General features: G+C 67.8%; 13 protein-coding genes. 10 read left to right on the top strand and 3 right to left on the bottom strand.

Annotated features, from left to right (window positions below; translation table 11 throughout):
* Positions 1-126 precede the first annotated feature (126 nt).
* Both LMF57_RS20175 and LMF57_RS20170 read left to right on the top strand, forming a co-directional pair.
* Positions 127-513: a hypothetical protein gene (locus LMF57_RS20175; RefSeq protein ID WP_324255958.1), complete on the top strand. Its 387-nt coding sequence runs from the start codon at positions 127-129 to the stop codon at positions 511-513.
* 84 nt (positions 514-597) lie between these two features.
* Positions 598-780, top strand: a complete 183-nt coding sequence (locus LMF57_RS20170; protein WP_235204640.1) for a hypothetical protein — start codon at positions 598-600, stop codon at positions 778-780.
* Between the two features lie 6 nt (positions 781-786).
* Here the strand turns inward: LMF57_RS20170 and LMF57_RS06785 are convergent, their stop codons facing one another.
* Complete coding sequence (locus tag LMF57_RS06785; RefSeq protein ID WP_229291137.1) at positions 787-2,283, bottom strand: aldehyde dehydrogenase; 1,497 nt, start codon at positions 2,281-2,283, stop codon at positions 787-789.
* Between the two features lie 154 nt (positions 2,284-2,437).
* Between LMF57_RS06785 and LMF57_RS06780 the strand changes: the two genes are divergently transcribed.
* The 7 genes from LMF57_RS06780 to LMF57_RS06750 all read left to right on the top strand — a co-directional run bounded on the left by LMF57_RS06780 (position 2,438) and on the right by LMF57_RS06750 (position 11,238).
* Entirely contained in the window at positions 2,438-3,790 is a 1,353-nt protein-coding gene (locus LMF57_RS06780) for an aspartate aminotransferase family protein (protein ID WP_208082184.1), read from the top strand.
* 63 nt (positions 3,791-3,853) lie between these two features.
* Positions 3,854-4,738 carry a plasmid replication/partition related protein gene (locus tag LMF57_RS06775; RefSeq protein ID WP_117309942.1) on the top strand — a complete coding sequence of 295 codons (885 nt, stop codon included), beginning with the start codon at positions 3,854-3,856 and terminating at the stop codon, positions 4,736-4,738.
* Positions 4,739-4,857: 119 nt separating this feature from the next.
* The gene (locus tag LMF57_RS06770) at positions 4,858-6,144 is read left to right on the top strand and encodes a DUF445 family protein (RefSeq protein WP_208082183.1); all 1,287 of its coding nucleotides are present in this window, start codon (positions 4,858-4,860) and stop codon (positions 6,142-6,144) included.
* 488 nt (positions 6,145-6,632) lie between these two features.
* Positions 6,633-8,858: a TonB-dependent siderophore receptor gene (locus LMF57_RS06765; protein WP_099842209.1), complete on the top strand. Its 2,226-nt coding sequence runs from the start codon at positions 6,633-6,635 to the stop codon at positions 8,856-8,858.
* 108 nt (positions 8,859-8,966) lie between these two features.
* Positions 8,967-9,287: a DUF3649 domain-containing protein gene (locus LMF57_RS06760; RefSeq protein ID WP_025875358.1), complete on the top strand. Its 321-nt coding sequence runs from the start codon at positions 8,967-8,969 to the stop codon at positions 9,285-9,287.
* On the top strand, positions 9,284-10,912 hold the full coding sequence (locus LMF57_RS06755) for a PepSY-associated TM helix domain-containing protein (RefSeq protein WP_229291136.1): 1,629 nt from the start codon (positions 9,284-9,286) through the stop codon (positions 10,910-10,912). Before LMF57_RS06760 ends, LMF57_RS06755 begins: the two co-directional genes overlap by 4 nt.
* On the top strand, positions 10,909-11,238 hold the full coding sequence (locus LMF57_RS06750; RefSeq protein WP_229291135.1) for a DUF3325 domain-containing protein: 330 nt from the start codon (positions 10,909-10,911) through the stop codon (positions 11,236-11,238). Before LMF57_RS06755 ends, LMF57_RS06750 begins: the two co-directional genes overlap by 4 nt.
* Positions 11,239-11,359: 121 nt before the next feature.
* On the opposite strand, the gene rlmKL is transcribed toward LMF57_RS06750, so the two are convergent.
* Complete coding sequence (gene rlmKL, locus LMF57_RS06745; protein WP_229291134.1) at positions 11,360-13,498, bottom strand: bifunctional 23S rRNA (guanine(2069)-N(7))-methyltransferase RlmK/23S rRNA (guanine(2445)-N(2))-methyltransferase RlmL; 2,139 nt, start codon at positions 13,496-13,498, stop codon at positions 11,360-11,362.
* A gap of 144 nt (positions 13,499-13,642) precedes the next feature.
* Positions 13,643-14,170 carry an alpha/beta hydrolase gene (locus LMF57_RS06740; protein WP_025875362.1) on the bottom strand — a complete coding sequence of 176 codons (528 nt, stop codon included), beginning with the start codon at positions 14,168-14,170 and terminating at the stop codon, positions 13,643-13,645.
* A gap of 72 nt (positions 14,171-14,242) precedes the next feature.
* Here LMF57_RS06740 and LMF57_RS06735 point away from each other — a divergent pair, with 72 nt between their 5' ends.
* Positions 14,243-14,809, top strand: coding sequence for an N-acetylmuramoyl-L-alanine amidase (locus LMF57_RS06735; protein ID WP_117309938.1), 567 nt, complete (start codon positions 14,243-14,245; stop codon positions 14,807-14,809).
* The last annotated feature ends 49 nt before the right edge of the window (positions 14,810-14,858 follow it).

Here is a 14,858-nt window from a genome sequence, read left to right as displayed (position 1 = left end):
ATCGACCGATTCTGCCACGCTTGGCCGCCCCGCCGGGGCAATGGTTTCAGGCGACACCGACGCCAACGAATTCTTTCCGGGGGGCCGCTACGCTGCACCATCGGTCCCTGCATGGATGCTTCACCGATGGGTTCTGCCGCCCCGCAGTCGTGCTCCGATTCCCCGCTGCTGCCTCGCCTGGCTGCATGGCTGGTGGTGCTGCTGGTGCATCTGCTGATGCTGTGGTGGCTGTTGCATGCGGGGCGCATCGCCTTGATCGCACACGACAATTCGCGGATCAGCCTGCGTTGGCTGCCGCCGGAAGCGCCGTCGATGAGCCCTCAGGTTGTCGATGCATCACGGCCGTCGGCTGCGCCGCACCAGGTTTCGCACGCCCCCGCGCTTCCTCCTGCGCAGGCCGAGCAGCGCTCAGCGCATGTCGATCGGCAACGCAGCGCGGCTGCGCGCAACCAACCACTGAATCTGAGGCTGCCGGCTGGCAGCATCGATGGTGGCGATGGCATCACTGCCTAGGGTGTGGCCGCAAAGCTGATCGGCCGCCGTGAGGTGCATGCGGCGTTCGCGCCCCGTCGCCCACCTTTCCGGATCCACCGGCAAATGACGCCCGAGCAGATCCTGCAGGGTGTTGCCCAGATGCTCGGCACCTGGCCACCGGGCTACATGGTTGACCCGTGTACGCTGGGCCAGCAGGACATGCACTACTTCCAGAACGCAGTGGAGGAAGTGGACCGGCAGTTGCTGCGCGAGGCGGTGCTGCAGGTCAGTGCAAGCTGCCGGTAGCGCGGTTTACAGCTGGATCCAGGTGGCCTTGATCTCGCTGTACTTGTCGAAGGCGTGCAGCGACTTGTCGCGGCCGTTGCCGGACTGCTTGTAGCCACCGAACGGTGCCGTCATGTCACCGCCATCCCAGCCGTTCACCCAAACGCTGCCCGCGCGCAGCTGGCGGGCTACGCGATGGGCGCGTCCAAGATCCCGCGTCCACAGGCCGGCGGCCAGTCCATAGCGACTGTCGTTGGCCAAGCGCACGGCCTCGGCTTCGTCATCGAAGCCGAGCACGGCCAGCACCGGGCCGAACACTTCCTCGCGGGCCAATGCCTGTTCCGGGCGTACCTGGTCGAACACCGTCGGCTGCACATAGCAACCACCCGCCTCCACCTCGGCACGCTGGCCGCCCAGCAGCAGGCGCGCGCCATCGGCTTCGGCCCGGGCGATGTCGGCCAGTACCTTGTCGACGTGCGCGGCATCGACCAGCGCGCCCATCGGTGCATCGGCCTCCAGTGGATGGCGGGGCTGCATGCGTTGGCCGTAGGCGATCACCTGGTGCACGAAGTCATCGCGGATCGAACGCTGCACCAGCAACCGCGAACCGGCGGTGCAGACTTCGCCCTGGTTGAAGAAGATGCCCTGCGCCACGCCCTTGGCGGCCGCATCCAGGTCCGGCGCATCGGCGAACACCACGTGCGGGCTCTTGCCACCGCATTCCAGCCAGACCCGCTTGAGGTTGGAGCGCCCCGCGTATTCGAGCAGCCTGGCGCCGGTAGCGGTGGAGCCGGTGAAGGCCAGCACGTCCACGTCCATGTGCAGGGCCAGCGGCTCGCCCACGCGTGAGCCGTGACCGGGCAGCACGTTGAGCACGCCGTCCGGCAATCCCGCTTCGGCCGCCAGTGCGGCCAGCCGCAACGCACTCAGTGGCGAGCGCTCGGAGGGTTTCAGCACTACTGAATTTCCCATCGCCAATGCCGGCGCGATCTTCCAGCACGCCATCAGCAGCGGAAAATTCCACGGCACGATGGCCGCCACCACGCCTGCAGCCTCGCGTGTGACCAGACCCAACTCGTGCGGACCGGTGGGGGCGATTTCACCGTACAGCTTGTCCACCGCTTCAGCGGTCCAGGTCAGGCAGCGCACCACGCCGGGCAGATCGATGCGACGCGCATCGCGGATCGGCTTGCCCATGTCCAGCGTTTCCAGCAGGGCCAGCTCATCGGCGTGCGTCTCCACCAGCGCGGCCAGCGCCAGCAGCACGCGCTTGCGATGGGCGGGGCTGGCCTGCGACCAGTGGCCTGCCTCGAACGCGCAGCGCGCCGAGGCCACCGCACGCTCGACGTCCTGTGCATCACAGTCGGCCACCGCACCCAGTACGCGCCCGTCGATCGGGCTGATGCAATCAAAGCGCGCGCCGCTGGCGGCATCCACGTAGCGGCCATCGATGAACGCTTGCACAGGAATCGCCACGCGGCTGCGCAGGGCCTGCCAGTGGCTGCGGTCGGGGAAGTCGGCCATGGGTCGCTCCAGCAATCAACGATCCTCGTTTATACCGGCGCGGCCGCGACCCCACCGTGAGCGACCGCGCTGCGCGCTCGCCGGGCCATGCCTGCCGACAGAACCGTGACGCGGCTGCGCTAGAGTCGCAACCATCGGACCCGACGGAGCCGGCATGAAAACCCCTGCAAGCGACCTGCACGACCTGGCCACCCAGCGCCCCGATTCACTGGACGCGTACTGGATGCCGTTCACTGCCAACCGCCAGTACAAGGGCGCGCCGCGCATGCTGGTACGTGCCGAGGGCATGCACTACGAGGACGTCGATGGGCGCGCCATCCTCGATGGCACCGCTGGCCTGTGGTGCTGCAATGCAGGGCACGCCCGCCGACGCATCGTCGACGCGATCGCCGAGCAGGCCGCCACCCTCGATTACTCGCCGGCCTTCCAGATGGGTTCGCCGCCGGCCTTCGCCCTGGCGCCGCGGCTGGCGGCACTGGCCCCGGCCGGGTTGAACCACGTGTTCTTCACCAGCTCGGGTTCGGAGGCGGTGGATTCAGCGATGAAGATCGTGCTGGCCCACCACCGCCTGCGCGGCGAAGGACAGCGCACGCGCTTCATCAGCCGCGAGAAGGCCTACCACGGGGTCGGCTTCGGCGGCATGGCACTGGGCGGGCTGCCCAACAACCGCCGCCAGTTCGGCCTGCAGCTCGGCGGCGTGGACTACCTGCGGCATACCCTGGACCTGTCACGCAATGCGTTCAGCAAGGGCCTGCCACGCCAGGGCGCCGAGCTGGCCGACGATCTGGAACGGCTGATCGCCCTGCACGATCCGTCCACCATTGCCGCGGTGTTCGTTGAACCCATCGCCGGCTCGGCCGGGGTGATCCTGCCGGCGCCGGGCTATCTGCAACGACTGCGCGAGATCTGCGACCAGCACGGCATCCTGCTGGTGTTCGATGAGGTCATCACCGGCTTCGGCCGGGTTGGCATGGCGTTCGCCGCGCAGCGTTTCGGGGTCACCCCGGACCTGTTGACCTTCGCCAAGGGAGCCAGCAACGGCGCGGTGCCGCTGGGAGGCGTGCTGGTCGGCGACAGCGTGCATGCCAGCTTCATGCAGGGTCCGCCACAGGCCATCGAGCTGTTCCATGGCTATACCTATTCGGGCCACCCCTTGGCCTGCGCGGCGGCGTTGGCCACGCTGGACATCTACGCCGAGGAACGGTTGTTCGAGCGCGCGATCGAGCTGGGCGAATACTGGCAGGAGCGCCTGCACGCCCTGCAGGGGTTGCCGAACGTGATCGACATCCGCAACTTCGGCCTGGTCGGTGCGGTGGAGCTGGCACCGCGCAAGGATGCCCCCGGCAGCCGTGGCTACGAGGTGTTCCGCCGCTGCTTCCACGAGGGGCGCCTGCTGGTGCGCTGCACCGGCGACATCATCGCGCTGTCACCGCCGCTGATCGTGGACAAGGCACAGATCGACCAGATCACCGGCACCCTGGGCGAGATGATCCGGGCCACCGCCTGAGGCCAGGCCGGTGCTGGCGAGCGGGTACAATGGGCGGTTCCGCTCCTGCCTGTTGCCGTGCCCATGAACATCGTCGTCAAAGAAGAACTCAAGGCCTACATCGACCCGCTCACCGCCGACGAACACGAGGCGCTGGAGCGCAGCATCCTCGCCGAAGGCTGCCGCGATGCGCTGGTACTGTGGGGCGACGTACTGGTGGATGGACACAACCGCTTCGGCATCTGCCAGAAGCATGGCCTGCCGTTCAACACCGTGCAGAACACCCGCTTCCAGAGCATGGAAGACGTGCACCTGTGGATGATCGAGCAGCACCTGGGCCGGCGCAGCGTTTCCGATTTCCAGCGCGGCGTGCTGGCCCTGCGCAAGCGCGACATCCTGTCCGCGCGCAAGCAGGTCGAACAGGCGCAGCTGCAGCGCGAAAGCGACGGCACCGCCGAGCCTGCCGACGAGGCCGGCGAAGACAGCCCACCGTGGGAACCGGCGCCGAAGATCAGCCGCGCCGAACTGGCCCGCGAAGCCAAGCTGAGCACCAGCCAGGTGAGCATGATCGAGCGCATCCACGCCCAGGCTGCGGCCGAGGTGGTGGAAGCGGTGAAGGCCGGCGTGATCTCGATCAGCGCCGCCGCCGCCGTGGCCGACCTGCCGGAAGAAGAGCAGCGCGCGGCGGCTGCCGGTGGCAAGGATGAACTGAAGCAGGCTGCAAAGCGCGTGCGTGAGTCCAAGCGCAAGCCGCGTGCGCCGAAGCCGGAACCGGAGTCGGCGGAAATGGACTTCGAAGAGGCCAACGAGGATGAGATCGCCAGCCGCGATGCCGAGGTGCTGGCCGCGCTGGAGCAGCTTGGCGAGGATGCCCCGGCGCTGCGCCGCCGCGTGGTTGCCCTGACCCGCGAGAACGACACCCTGCGCGCACAGCTGGCCCATCTGCGCAGGCAGCTGGAAACGCTCTGAGCATCCCCCGGTAGTGCCGGCCGCTGGCCGGCAGCTGCAAGGTGCTACCAACGTCCATGGGTTGCCGGCCAGCGGCCGGCACTACCGGGTACTCACCGGCCTGCGGGTAGACTTCGGGCATGACGTCTGCCATCGATCCGCGCCGCGCCCAGCTGCGGCGCCTGAAAACCCTCGCACTTGGCCTGCTGCTGCTGATGCTGGCCGGTTTCGCGGTCAGCCACTGGCAGGGCGAGCGTGGCATCTGGGCCTGGGTCTCGGCCTTCTGCGAGGCCGCCGCGGTTGGCGCGCTCGCCGACTGGTTCGCGGTGGTTGCCCTGTTCCGGCGGCCGATGGGCCTGCCGATTCCGCATACGGCGATCATTCCGCGCAGCAAGGAACGCATCGGCGACAGCCTGGCCCTGTTCGTGCGCGACCAGTTCCTGGAACCGACGGTGTTGCTGGCCAAGCTGCAGGTATTCGATCCAGCCAGCCGCCTCGGCAGCTGGCTGGCCGATCCCGCGCGTTCACGGATGCTGGCCGACATGGCCCGTGGCTGGGCGCTGCAGGCGCTGGACTTCTTCGACGAAGCTGCGGTGCGGCGGCAGCTGCACAGCTTCGTGGTGCAGCAGCTGCGGCAGTGGAACGCCGCAGCCACCGCCGGCGAACTGCTGGGCCTGCTGACCGCCGATGGCCGCCACCAGCGCGTGCTGGACGAAGGCCTGCAACGGCTGGGGCGCTGGCTGGAGCAGCCGGAAGTGAAGGAACGCGCCTCGCAGCTGATCGTGCGCTACATCCAGCGCGAATGGCCGACGCTGTCGAGCACGGTGAACTGGGTCAAGCCGATCGATGAGATCGGCGACAGCCTTGCCGAACGCCTGGCGCGCGCGGTGCTTGAGGAACTGCAGCAGGTGCTGGCCGAGCCGCAGCACCCGCTGCGCCAGGACTACGAACAATGGCTGGGCAACTACGTGCAGCGCCTGCGCGAAGACCCTGCACTGGCCGAGCGCATCGAGCAGCTCAAGCAGGAAATGATCGACCACCCCGCCCTGCAGGACTACGTGCAGGGCCTGTGGTCGCGCATCCATGCCAGCCTGCGCGGCGATCTGCAGCGCGAGGATTCGGCACTGGTCGGTCATCTGCAGCGCAGCCTGGCCTCGCTGGGTGACAGCCTGCAATCGGACCCGGCGTTGCGCGAGGCATTGAACCAGCACCTGCTGGAAGGTGCGCAGCGGCTCACCGGGCGCCTGCGCGAGGGCGTCACCAGCCATATCGCGCAGACGGTGAAGAGCTGGGACGAGCGTCATCTGGTCGAGCAGCTGGAACTGAGCGTGGGCCGCGACCTGCAGTTCATCCGCTTCAACGGCACCCTGGTGGGTGGGCTGATCGGGCTGCTGCTGCATGCGGCTACGGTGCTGTTCCGGTTCTGAGGGGGGGGGCCCGGCCGGGCTGCGCCCGGCACCCGCAGAGGCCCGATCCAGAGCAACAGCCACAGCTGGTTTCCTGCGGGATGGCAGGGCGCTGTGGGTTTGCGGGGCCGCCGTGAACCCGTCCCTGGGGGCTTGGTCGCCGCATCCATGCGGCTCACACCCCGCAAACCCACAGCGCCCCGCCTTCGACCGTTTCCCTCGATCTGCCTGGATCCACATGTTCGGGGACGAATGGGGCTGTCACACTTGCTTAACGAAATGCGAATGCCTATCATTTACTGATCGGTTGTACGCTTAGCCAAGCGGGGCACGGAAGCACGCGCCCACCCGCCCCTTCGCCCGTGTACATCCCCCGACCACTGGGTCGCCTGCCTGCCGCAGGTGGCGCACCGTCGATGGGAATCACGCTGGGTGACGTGCGCGGAGCGCATGGCCGCCATGGGTGCGTTTGCCATCGCCTGTTTTTTGTCCTGCATGGAATCGCACCGATGGCTTCTCCCCTGATTACTCCCCGCCCAACCCTGCTGGCCCTGGCCCTGACCGCTGTGATGATCGCTCCGCTGGCCCACGCCGATGCACCGCTCGCTGCCGATGCGCGCACGCTGGACACGGTGAAGGTGACCGCTGACGGCGAGATCGCAAACGGCTACACGGTGAAGAACACCCGCAGCGCGACCAAGCTGGATCTGTCGCTGCGCGAGACGCCGCAGTCGGTCACCGTCATCACCCGGCAACGGCTGGATGACATGGGGCTGTTCTCGTTGTCCGACGTGATGGGCCAGGTCACCGGGGTCAGCGTGTCGGTCACCGACAGCGAGCGCATCAGCTATGTATCGCGTGGCTACACGATCGAGAACTTCCAGATCGACGGGATGCTCAACACCTTCGGTGGGTCGATCAAGACCAACACCGACAACGTCATCTACGAACGCATCGAAGTGATCCGCGGCGCCACCGGCCTGACCACGGGCGCCGGTGATCCGTCCGGCACCATCAGCATGGTGCGCAAGCGCCCCACCGACACCTTCCAGATGAGCAGCAACCTGACCGTGGGGCGCTGGGGCAACCAGCGCCTGGAAGCCGACCTGGGCGGTCCCGTGGCGTGGGACGGGCGCATCCGCGCACGCGTGGTCGCGGCCAAGCAGCAGAGCGATTCGTTCCGCGATGTCTACAAGCTCGACAAGGACGTGTTCTACGGCATCGTCCAGGCCGACCTGACCGACAGCACCCTGTTCGAGCTGGGCTATGAATACCAGTCACCGCACACCACGGGCGTGACCTGGGGCGTGGTGCCTTACTGGGGTGCTGACGGCAACCCGGCCAACCTGCCGCGCTCGACCAATCTGTCGGCGTCGTGGAGCGAATGGCCGATCATTGAAAAGACCACCTTCGCCCGCCTCGAACAGCAGCTGGGCAGCGGCTGGTCGCTGAAGGGCAACGTCAGCCATGCCGTGCGTGATACCGATGGCAGCGTCTGGTACGGCGCAGCCGGCTACCCGCGCGCGGACGGCACCGGCGTCACCGCCTACGTCTCGCACTTCAACGAGCACAGCACGATGGACGTGTTCGACGTCAACGTCGGCGGCCCATTCCAGCTGTTCGGCCGCGAGCATGAACTGGTGTTCGGGCTGGGCCAGTCCGTGCGCAAGGGCGAATCCGAAGCGACCAGCTTCGACACCAGCGCACCGGGCTACATGCAGGTTCCCGACTGGCGCAACTGGACCGGCAAGGTGCCGGTCCTGCCGGTGACACGCTACGGCCGTCTTTCCTCGGAAAACGAGCTGCGCCAGCGCGCCGCCTACATCGCCGCGCGCCTGCGCCTGGCCGACCCGCTGCTGGCCGTGGTCGGCGCCCGCTATGGCAGCTGGGAAACCCGCCAGTGGGGCTACGGCTACGACACCAACGGCAACCGCAACCGCACCACCCGCACCGGCTACAAGCCCGACGACACGCTGACCCCGTATGCCGGCCTGGTCTACGACTTCAATTCGATGTTCAGCGGTTATGTCAGCTACACCGACATCTTCAAGCCGCAGAACTACCGCGACCGCAACGGCAACTACCTTGAGCCGGTGGTCGGCGACATGTACGAGGCTGGCGTCAAGGCTGAATTCTTCGGTGGCCTGCTGAACGCCTCGGCCGCCGTGTTTGAGGGCAAGCAGGACAACGTGGCCGAGATCGATGATTCGGTGCCGCTGAACTCGCTGCCCGATGGCGGCCAGGCCTATCGCTCGACCGGCAAGGGCAACAAGGTGAAGGGTTGGGAACTGGAAACCCAGGGCAGCATCGGCGAGCAGTGGAACATCTCGGCCGGTTTCGCCCGTACCCGGATCCGCAACGCCGCGGGTGTGCTGCAACGGACCACCACCCCGCAGGAAACCTTCCGCCTCAACACCAGCTGGCGGCCGGGCGGCATCGAAGGCCGCTTCTGGCTGGGCGGTGGCGTGACCTGGCAGAGCCGCATCTGGAACAACAGCACCAAGCCGACGGCCGACTACCTGACCACCGGCCGCACCGAAAGTGCGCGCATCACCCAGGACGCGTTCTACCTGCTGAACCTGGCCGGTGGCTACCGCTTCAACGAGAACTTCAGCGCCCAGCTCAACATCAGCAACCTGCTGGACAAGAAGTACTACAACAACGTCGGCTTCTACCAGGGCGTGTACTGGGGTGAACCCCGCAACGTCAGCGTGACGCTGCGCTGGAAACTCTGATGACCTGATGGATGGTGCCGGTTCTGCGACCGGCACCCGGCCACGGATGGCCAACCCCGGCGCGCTTCGGTGCGCCGGCCTTCTCTTCATTCAACCTGCAGGACCGCCGTGGACCGCTCGCCCGCAACCGCCAGCCCCCGCCTCAGCACCTTCTTCGCCAACCCGCGATGGGGCGTGCTGTCCCGATCCCTCGCCGCCATCTTCGGCGGCTACGCGCTTGCCTCGATGACCACGGTGTTCTGTGCGCTGGCGCTGCCGGGCGCGCGCGGCCAGGCCGTGCTGACCGGCATGCTGCTGGCGATCCTGGTCGCCGCCTGCGCCGCGCTGTGGGCGTTCGCCACGCGCAGCGCGCTGCGTGCCTGGGTCGGCATTCTTGCCCCCACCCTGCTGATGGCCGGCATTTCGCGCCTGCTGGGGGCGTGGGCATGAAGAATGGATTCCGCCAATCCATGGCCTGGCTGCATACCTGGACCGGCCTGCTGGTCGGCTGGTTGCTGCTGCTGATCTTCATGGCCGGCACCGCCAGCTACTACCGCGAGGAAATCAGCCGCTGGATGCGCCCGGAGCTGCCGCGCAGCTCGGTCAGCACCGACGAAGCGGCGCAGCGCGCGGCCGACTACCTGCTGGCCAACGCACCGCAGGCCGAGAGCTGGTTCGTCACCCTGCCGCAGCCACGCAATCCGGCCATGCAGATGTTCTGGCGGTTGCCGGCCGAGCTGGCCGACCCCAGCAAGGGCCGACGCGGCGCCTTCGGTGATGCCACCCTAGACCCGAACACCGGCACCGAGCTGAAGGCCCGCGAGACACGTGGCGGCGACTTCTTCTACCGCCTGCATTTCGACCTGCACTACATTCCCGTGCTGTGGGCGCGCTACCTGGTGGGCTTCTGCGCGATGTTCATGCTGGTGGCCATCATCACCGGCGTGATCACCCACAAGAAGATCTTCAAGGACTTCTTTACCTTCCGGAAGGACAAGGGCCTGCGTTCCTGGCTGGACTTCCACAACGTCAGCGCGGTGATGGCCCTGCCTTACCACGCGATGATCACCTACACCGGCATCGTCACGTTGATGATCATGTACCTGCCGTGGGGAGTGAACGTGGCCTACGGCACCGACCAGGATGCGTTCTACGCGGAGGCCTTTGGTGGCCTGCCCGAGGTCACCGCGCCCGCCGAAGGCAAGGCAGCCCCCCTGCCGCTGCGGCAGCTGCTGGACAGCGCCCGCACGCATTGGCACGGCACCGAGGTCGCCGGTTTCAGCGTTGCCAATCCCGGTGCCGCCAATGCAGTGATCGATATCCGCCAGCGCGATGGCAAACGCCTGTCCATCGATACCCCGGCGCTGCGCTATGACATGGTCACTGGCGCGCTGCTGCAGGAAACGCCGCCTTCCGGTGGCGCCACCGCCACCCGTGGCGTGCTGTATGGCCTGCACCTGGCCCGCTTCGCCGATTGGGGCCTGCGCGCGTTGTTCTTCCTGTCCGGCCTGACCGGCTGCCTGATGGTGGCCAGCGGCGTGGTGCTGTGGGCGGTGAAGGAGCGGCCGAAGCATGCCAAGAGCGGTCGCACCGGCTTCGGCCTGCGCCTGGTCGATGCACTGAACATCGGCGCCGTGGCCGGTCTGCCGATCGCCTTTGCCGCCTATTTCTGGGGCAACCGCCTGCTGCCGCTGGGCCTGGCCGAGCGCTCCAACGCCGAAGCGAACGTGTTCTTCTACGCGTGGGGCGCCTCGCTGCTGGCAGCCTTCATCTGGCCCAAGCGGATGATGTGGGCGTGGCAGCTGTACATCGGCGCGGCCGCGTTCGCGCTGATTCCGGTGGTCAACGCCTTGACCACCCACGCGCACCTGGGCGTGACGCTGTTCAACGGTGACTGGGCATTGGCCGGTTTTGACCTGTCGATGATCGCCTTCGGCGCGATGCTGGCCCTGTGCGGCTGGCGCATGCAGCGCTGGACGCCGCCGCTGACTGCCGCCGAGAAGAAGAAACGCGCGGCGGCCGCTGCAGCGCCGAAGGCACCGGCCGATGCAGTGGAAGCGGAGGCCAGCGCATGATGCTGCTGGTATTGGGGTTGTCGTTCACAGCGTTCACCGCGCTGTCGCTGGCGATGGAAAAGCACCAGCAGGAACTGCACGGCAAATCCGCGGCATCACCGGCACGGCGCACGCAATGGCGGGTGCTGGGCTGGGTGCTGCTGACGGTGGCTTTCGCACTGTGCGTGGTCGACCACGGCTGGGCGATGGGCCCGGTGCTGTGGCTCGGCGCGCTCACCGTGGGTGGAATCGTGCTGGCGTTCGCGCTGTACCCGTACCGGCCGCAATGGATCGCGCCGCTGGCGATCGCGTTGCCGGTGATCGGGCTGGTGGTGGCGCTGTTGTAACCCGTGCGGTGGACCGCATCCACGCATGGCGTGGATCTACCGGACCCACGCTCGCCGGGCATGGCCCGGCGCTACCGTTCTGCGCGCACGTGGGTAGCGCCGGGCCATGCCCGGCGACGCGTCACGCCAGGCGCTTCAGCTCCCACGCACGATGGATGCGCGCGTTGCGCTCGAAATCCGGGCCGATGGTGCTGGCGCTGATCTCGCGGCACTGGGCGAATTCGGCGATGGCGTTCTCTTCCAGCTTGAAGCGGCGGAAGTTGTTGGAGAAGTACAGCACGCCGTTCGGCGCCAGTCGCGCGACGGCCGCACGCAGCATCTTCACCTGCTCGCGCTGTACGTCGAAGTCCTCGGCGCGGGCCGAGTTGGAGAACGTCGGCGGGTCGCAGAAGATCACGTCGTACTGGCCGCGATCGCCTTCCAGCCAGGCCATCGCATCGGCCTGCACCAGCAGGTGCTGATTGCCGCCCTGCCCGTTCAAGGCCAGGTTGTCGTAGCACCACTGCAGGTAGGTGGCCGACAGGTCGACGCTGGTGGTGCTGGCCGCACCGGCCACCGCCGCCTGCACGCTGGCCACGCCGGTGTAGCAGAACAGGTTGAGGAAGCGCTTGCCACGCGCCTGCTCGGCCATCAGCCGGCGCAGCGGGCGATGGTCGAGGAACAGGCCGGTATCCAGGTAATCGAACAGGTTCACCTGCAGCAGCGCGTTGTTCTCGCGCACCACGAGGAACTCATCGCGCTGCTCGAAACGGCCGTACTTGCTGCCGCCCTTGCCACGTTCACGCGATTTCATCGATACCTGTTCCGGCGGCACGCCGAACACCTCGCGCGCAGCGGCCAGCAGTTCATTGCGGCGGCGGCGCACGTCGTTCTCGGGAATCGCGGCCGGTGCAGCGTATTCCTGCACATGCAGGAACGTGCGGCGCTGGCCGCCATCCTCCTCGTACACGTCGATGGCCGCTGCGTATTCCGGCAGATCGGCATCGTAGGCACGGAAACAGGTGATGCCTTCGCGCGCGCGCCAGCTCTTGAACTTCTTCAGGTTCTTGCGCAGGCGGTTGGCCACCATCTGCGCGCCTTCGCTCAGCTCGCGCACCTGTGCCGGGTCGCGGCCCGCCACCGCGATCGGATCGCAGACGATCAGTGCGCATTCCAGCGCACCATTGAACATCTGGTACTTCTTGCCCGCACGCAGGCCGGTGGCGAAGGCCAGTTCGTCATTGCCGCACAGCAGGCTGGCGCGCCACTGCGGCACGGCCTTCTGCAGGGCATTGCCCAGCTTGCGGTACAGCGCCGGATCGGCGGCCAGGCGCTCGTCATACGGCGGGTTGCAGACCACCGCGCCGATCTCCTGCTCCGGGGTGGGCAGCTCAGCCACATCGGCGCGGGTGAAGCGGATGGCATGGGCGACGCCGGCAACTTCGGCGTTCTCGCGCGCGGCCTGGATCGCCACCGGGTCGATGTCGCTGCCGTGGATGACCGGCTTCAGCGCGGCAAGGCCGGCCGCTTGGCGATCACGCGCTTCGCTCTGGATGGTTTTCCAGGCGACCTTGTCGAAGCCCAGCCAGCGGCTCGGCGGCAGGCTGCCATGGCGCATCAGGCCGGGGGCGACATCGGCCGCCATCAGCGCGCCTTCGATCAGCAGGGTGCCGCTGCCGCACATCGGGTCCAGCAGGCCGCCACCGGCAGCGTGCAGGCGCGGCCACTGCGCGCGCATCAGCAGCGCGGCAGCCAGGTTTTCCTTCAACGGCGCGTCATGCGCCGCACCGCGCCAGCCACGGCGATGCAGCGGGCCGCCGCCGAGGTCGATCGACAGCGAGGCGCGGCCCTTGCGCAGCGACAGGTTGACGCGCACGTCCGGCAGGTCGGTGTTGACCGAAGGGCGCTCCAGGCCTTCGTCGCGCATGCGGTCGACGATGGCGTCCTTGATCCGCTGCGCGGCGAAACGGGCATGGGTGATCTTGTCGCCGGACACATGTGCGTCCACCGCCAGGGTCATCTCCGGCTTGATGTGTTCGTGCCACGGCAGCGCACGCACGCCGTCGTACAGCGCCTGCTCGTCCGGGCATTCGAATTCGTCGATCGGCCACAGCACGCGGCTGGCCAGCCGCGACCACATCACGATCCGCAGCGCCTGCTCCAGTTCTCCATCGGCGTTGACGCCGGCAATGGTGGCGGTGGCCTTTTCCAGGCCCAGGGCCGACAGCTCATCGGCAAGCAGGTATTCCAGGCCCTTGGCGCAGGAGACAAAAAATTTCACGGGATCGGTTCGCAGGTGGTCAGGCACGGCAGGGGGCCGGGCCATTCGGAAGGGAGGGCCGTGGACACGGCCGGCAGGCCCGCGCCGGGGGCGGCGGGGCTGCCATTGTAGTCAATGCGGGCGGGCGCGCCGTGCGCCCGGGCTTCACAGCTGCCGCAGCAGGCGCTCGAAGGCCTGCGCAGAGGCTTCCACGTGGTGCTCCAGGCGATGGCCATCGTCCACCAGCAGCAGCTGCGCCGAGCGCGCCTGCGCCCAGGCGATGACTCCGGCGGCCGGCACCACCTCGTCATGCCAGGCCTGCACCACCGTGGTCGGCACCGGCGCGGCATCCAGCGCCGGCATCGGGCCCATGGTGGTGGGCGGCACCATCAGGAACAGGCCGGCCACCGGCACCTGCAGCGAGGCGATGGCGGAGATGTAGGCGCCCAGGCTGGAGCCGGCCAGCACCACCGGCCCCTGCGCAGCGGCAGCGGCCGTGCGCTCGATCAGGCGTTGCAGGCGGGTGCGCACATCGCCAACGCGGCTGACCTGGCTCATCGCGTCCAGGTCGGTGTAATCGGGGCGCTCATGGGTCCAGCCCAGTCGCTCGGCGACTTCGGCCAGCGCGGTGACCTTGGTCGCCTCCGGGCCGCTCTCGAAGCCGTGGGACAGGATGCAGTGACCGCGGCTCATGCGTGCGCTCCCACGGAGCGGATCGACAGCAGAAGGGAAGGCAGTTTCATCCGGCAATGCTAGCATCGCCGCATGCCCAAACCGCTCCTGCCCGGCCTGCAGCTGCAGCCGTTGCCCTACCACGACCGCCTGCCACTGCGCGATCCATCCAGCCTGGCGATGGTGGTGATCCACTGCACCGAACTGCCCGACCTGGCGACCGCCCGGGAGTACGGCGAGCGCGTGCTGTACGACAGCGGCGCAGGCAACAGCGGGCATTTCTACATCGACCGCGACGGCAGCGTGGTGCAGTACGTGGCGCCGGAGCGCATCGCCCACCACGTGCGCGGCATGAATGCCGATACCGTGGGCATCGAACTGGTCAATTCGGGGCGCTACCCGCACTGGCTCGACAGCCGCCACCAGGCGATGGACGAGCCGTACACCGAAGCGCAGCTGCTGGCGCTGGAACAGCTGCTGCAGGCACTGGTGGCTCGTTACCCGTCGCTGCGGCGGATTGCCGGGCATGACCAGCTGGACCTGGAGCAGGTGCCGGCCAGTGATGACCCGGCAGTGAGCGTGGCGCGCAAGCGTGATCCGGGCCCGTTGTTCCCGTGGGCGCGGGTGCTGGCGAAGGTGCCATTGCAGGGGTTGGAGTAAGCGCCGGCAGGGCTGCGCCCTGCACCCGCACAGGCAACAGCCGAAGCAA

It is taken from the genome of Stenotrophomonas sp. SI-NJAU-1, from assembly GCF_020883215.1.
Classification (GTDB): Bacteria; Pseudomonadota; Gammaproteobacteria; order Xanthomonadales; family Xanthomonadaceae; genus Stenotrophomonas; species Stenotrophomonas indicatrix.
Note: the sequence above shows the minus strand (reverse complement) of the source record. Positions and strands in the feature narration are given on the sequence as shown.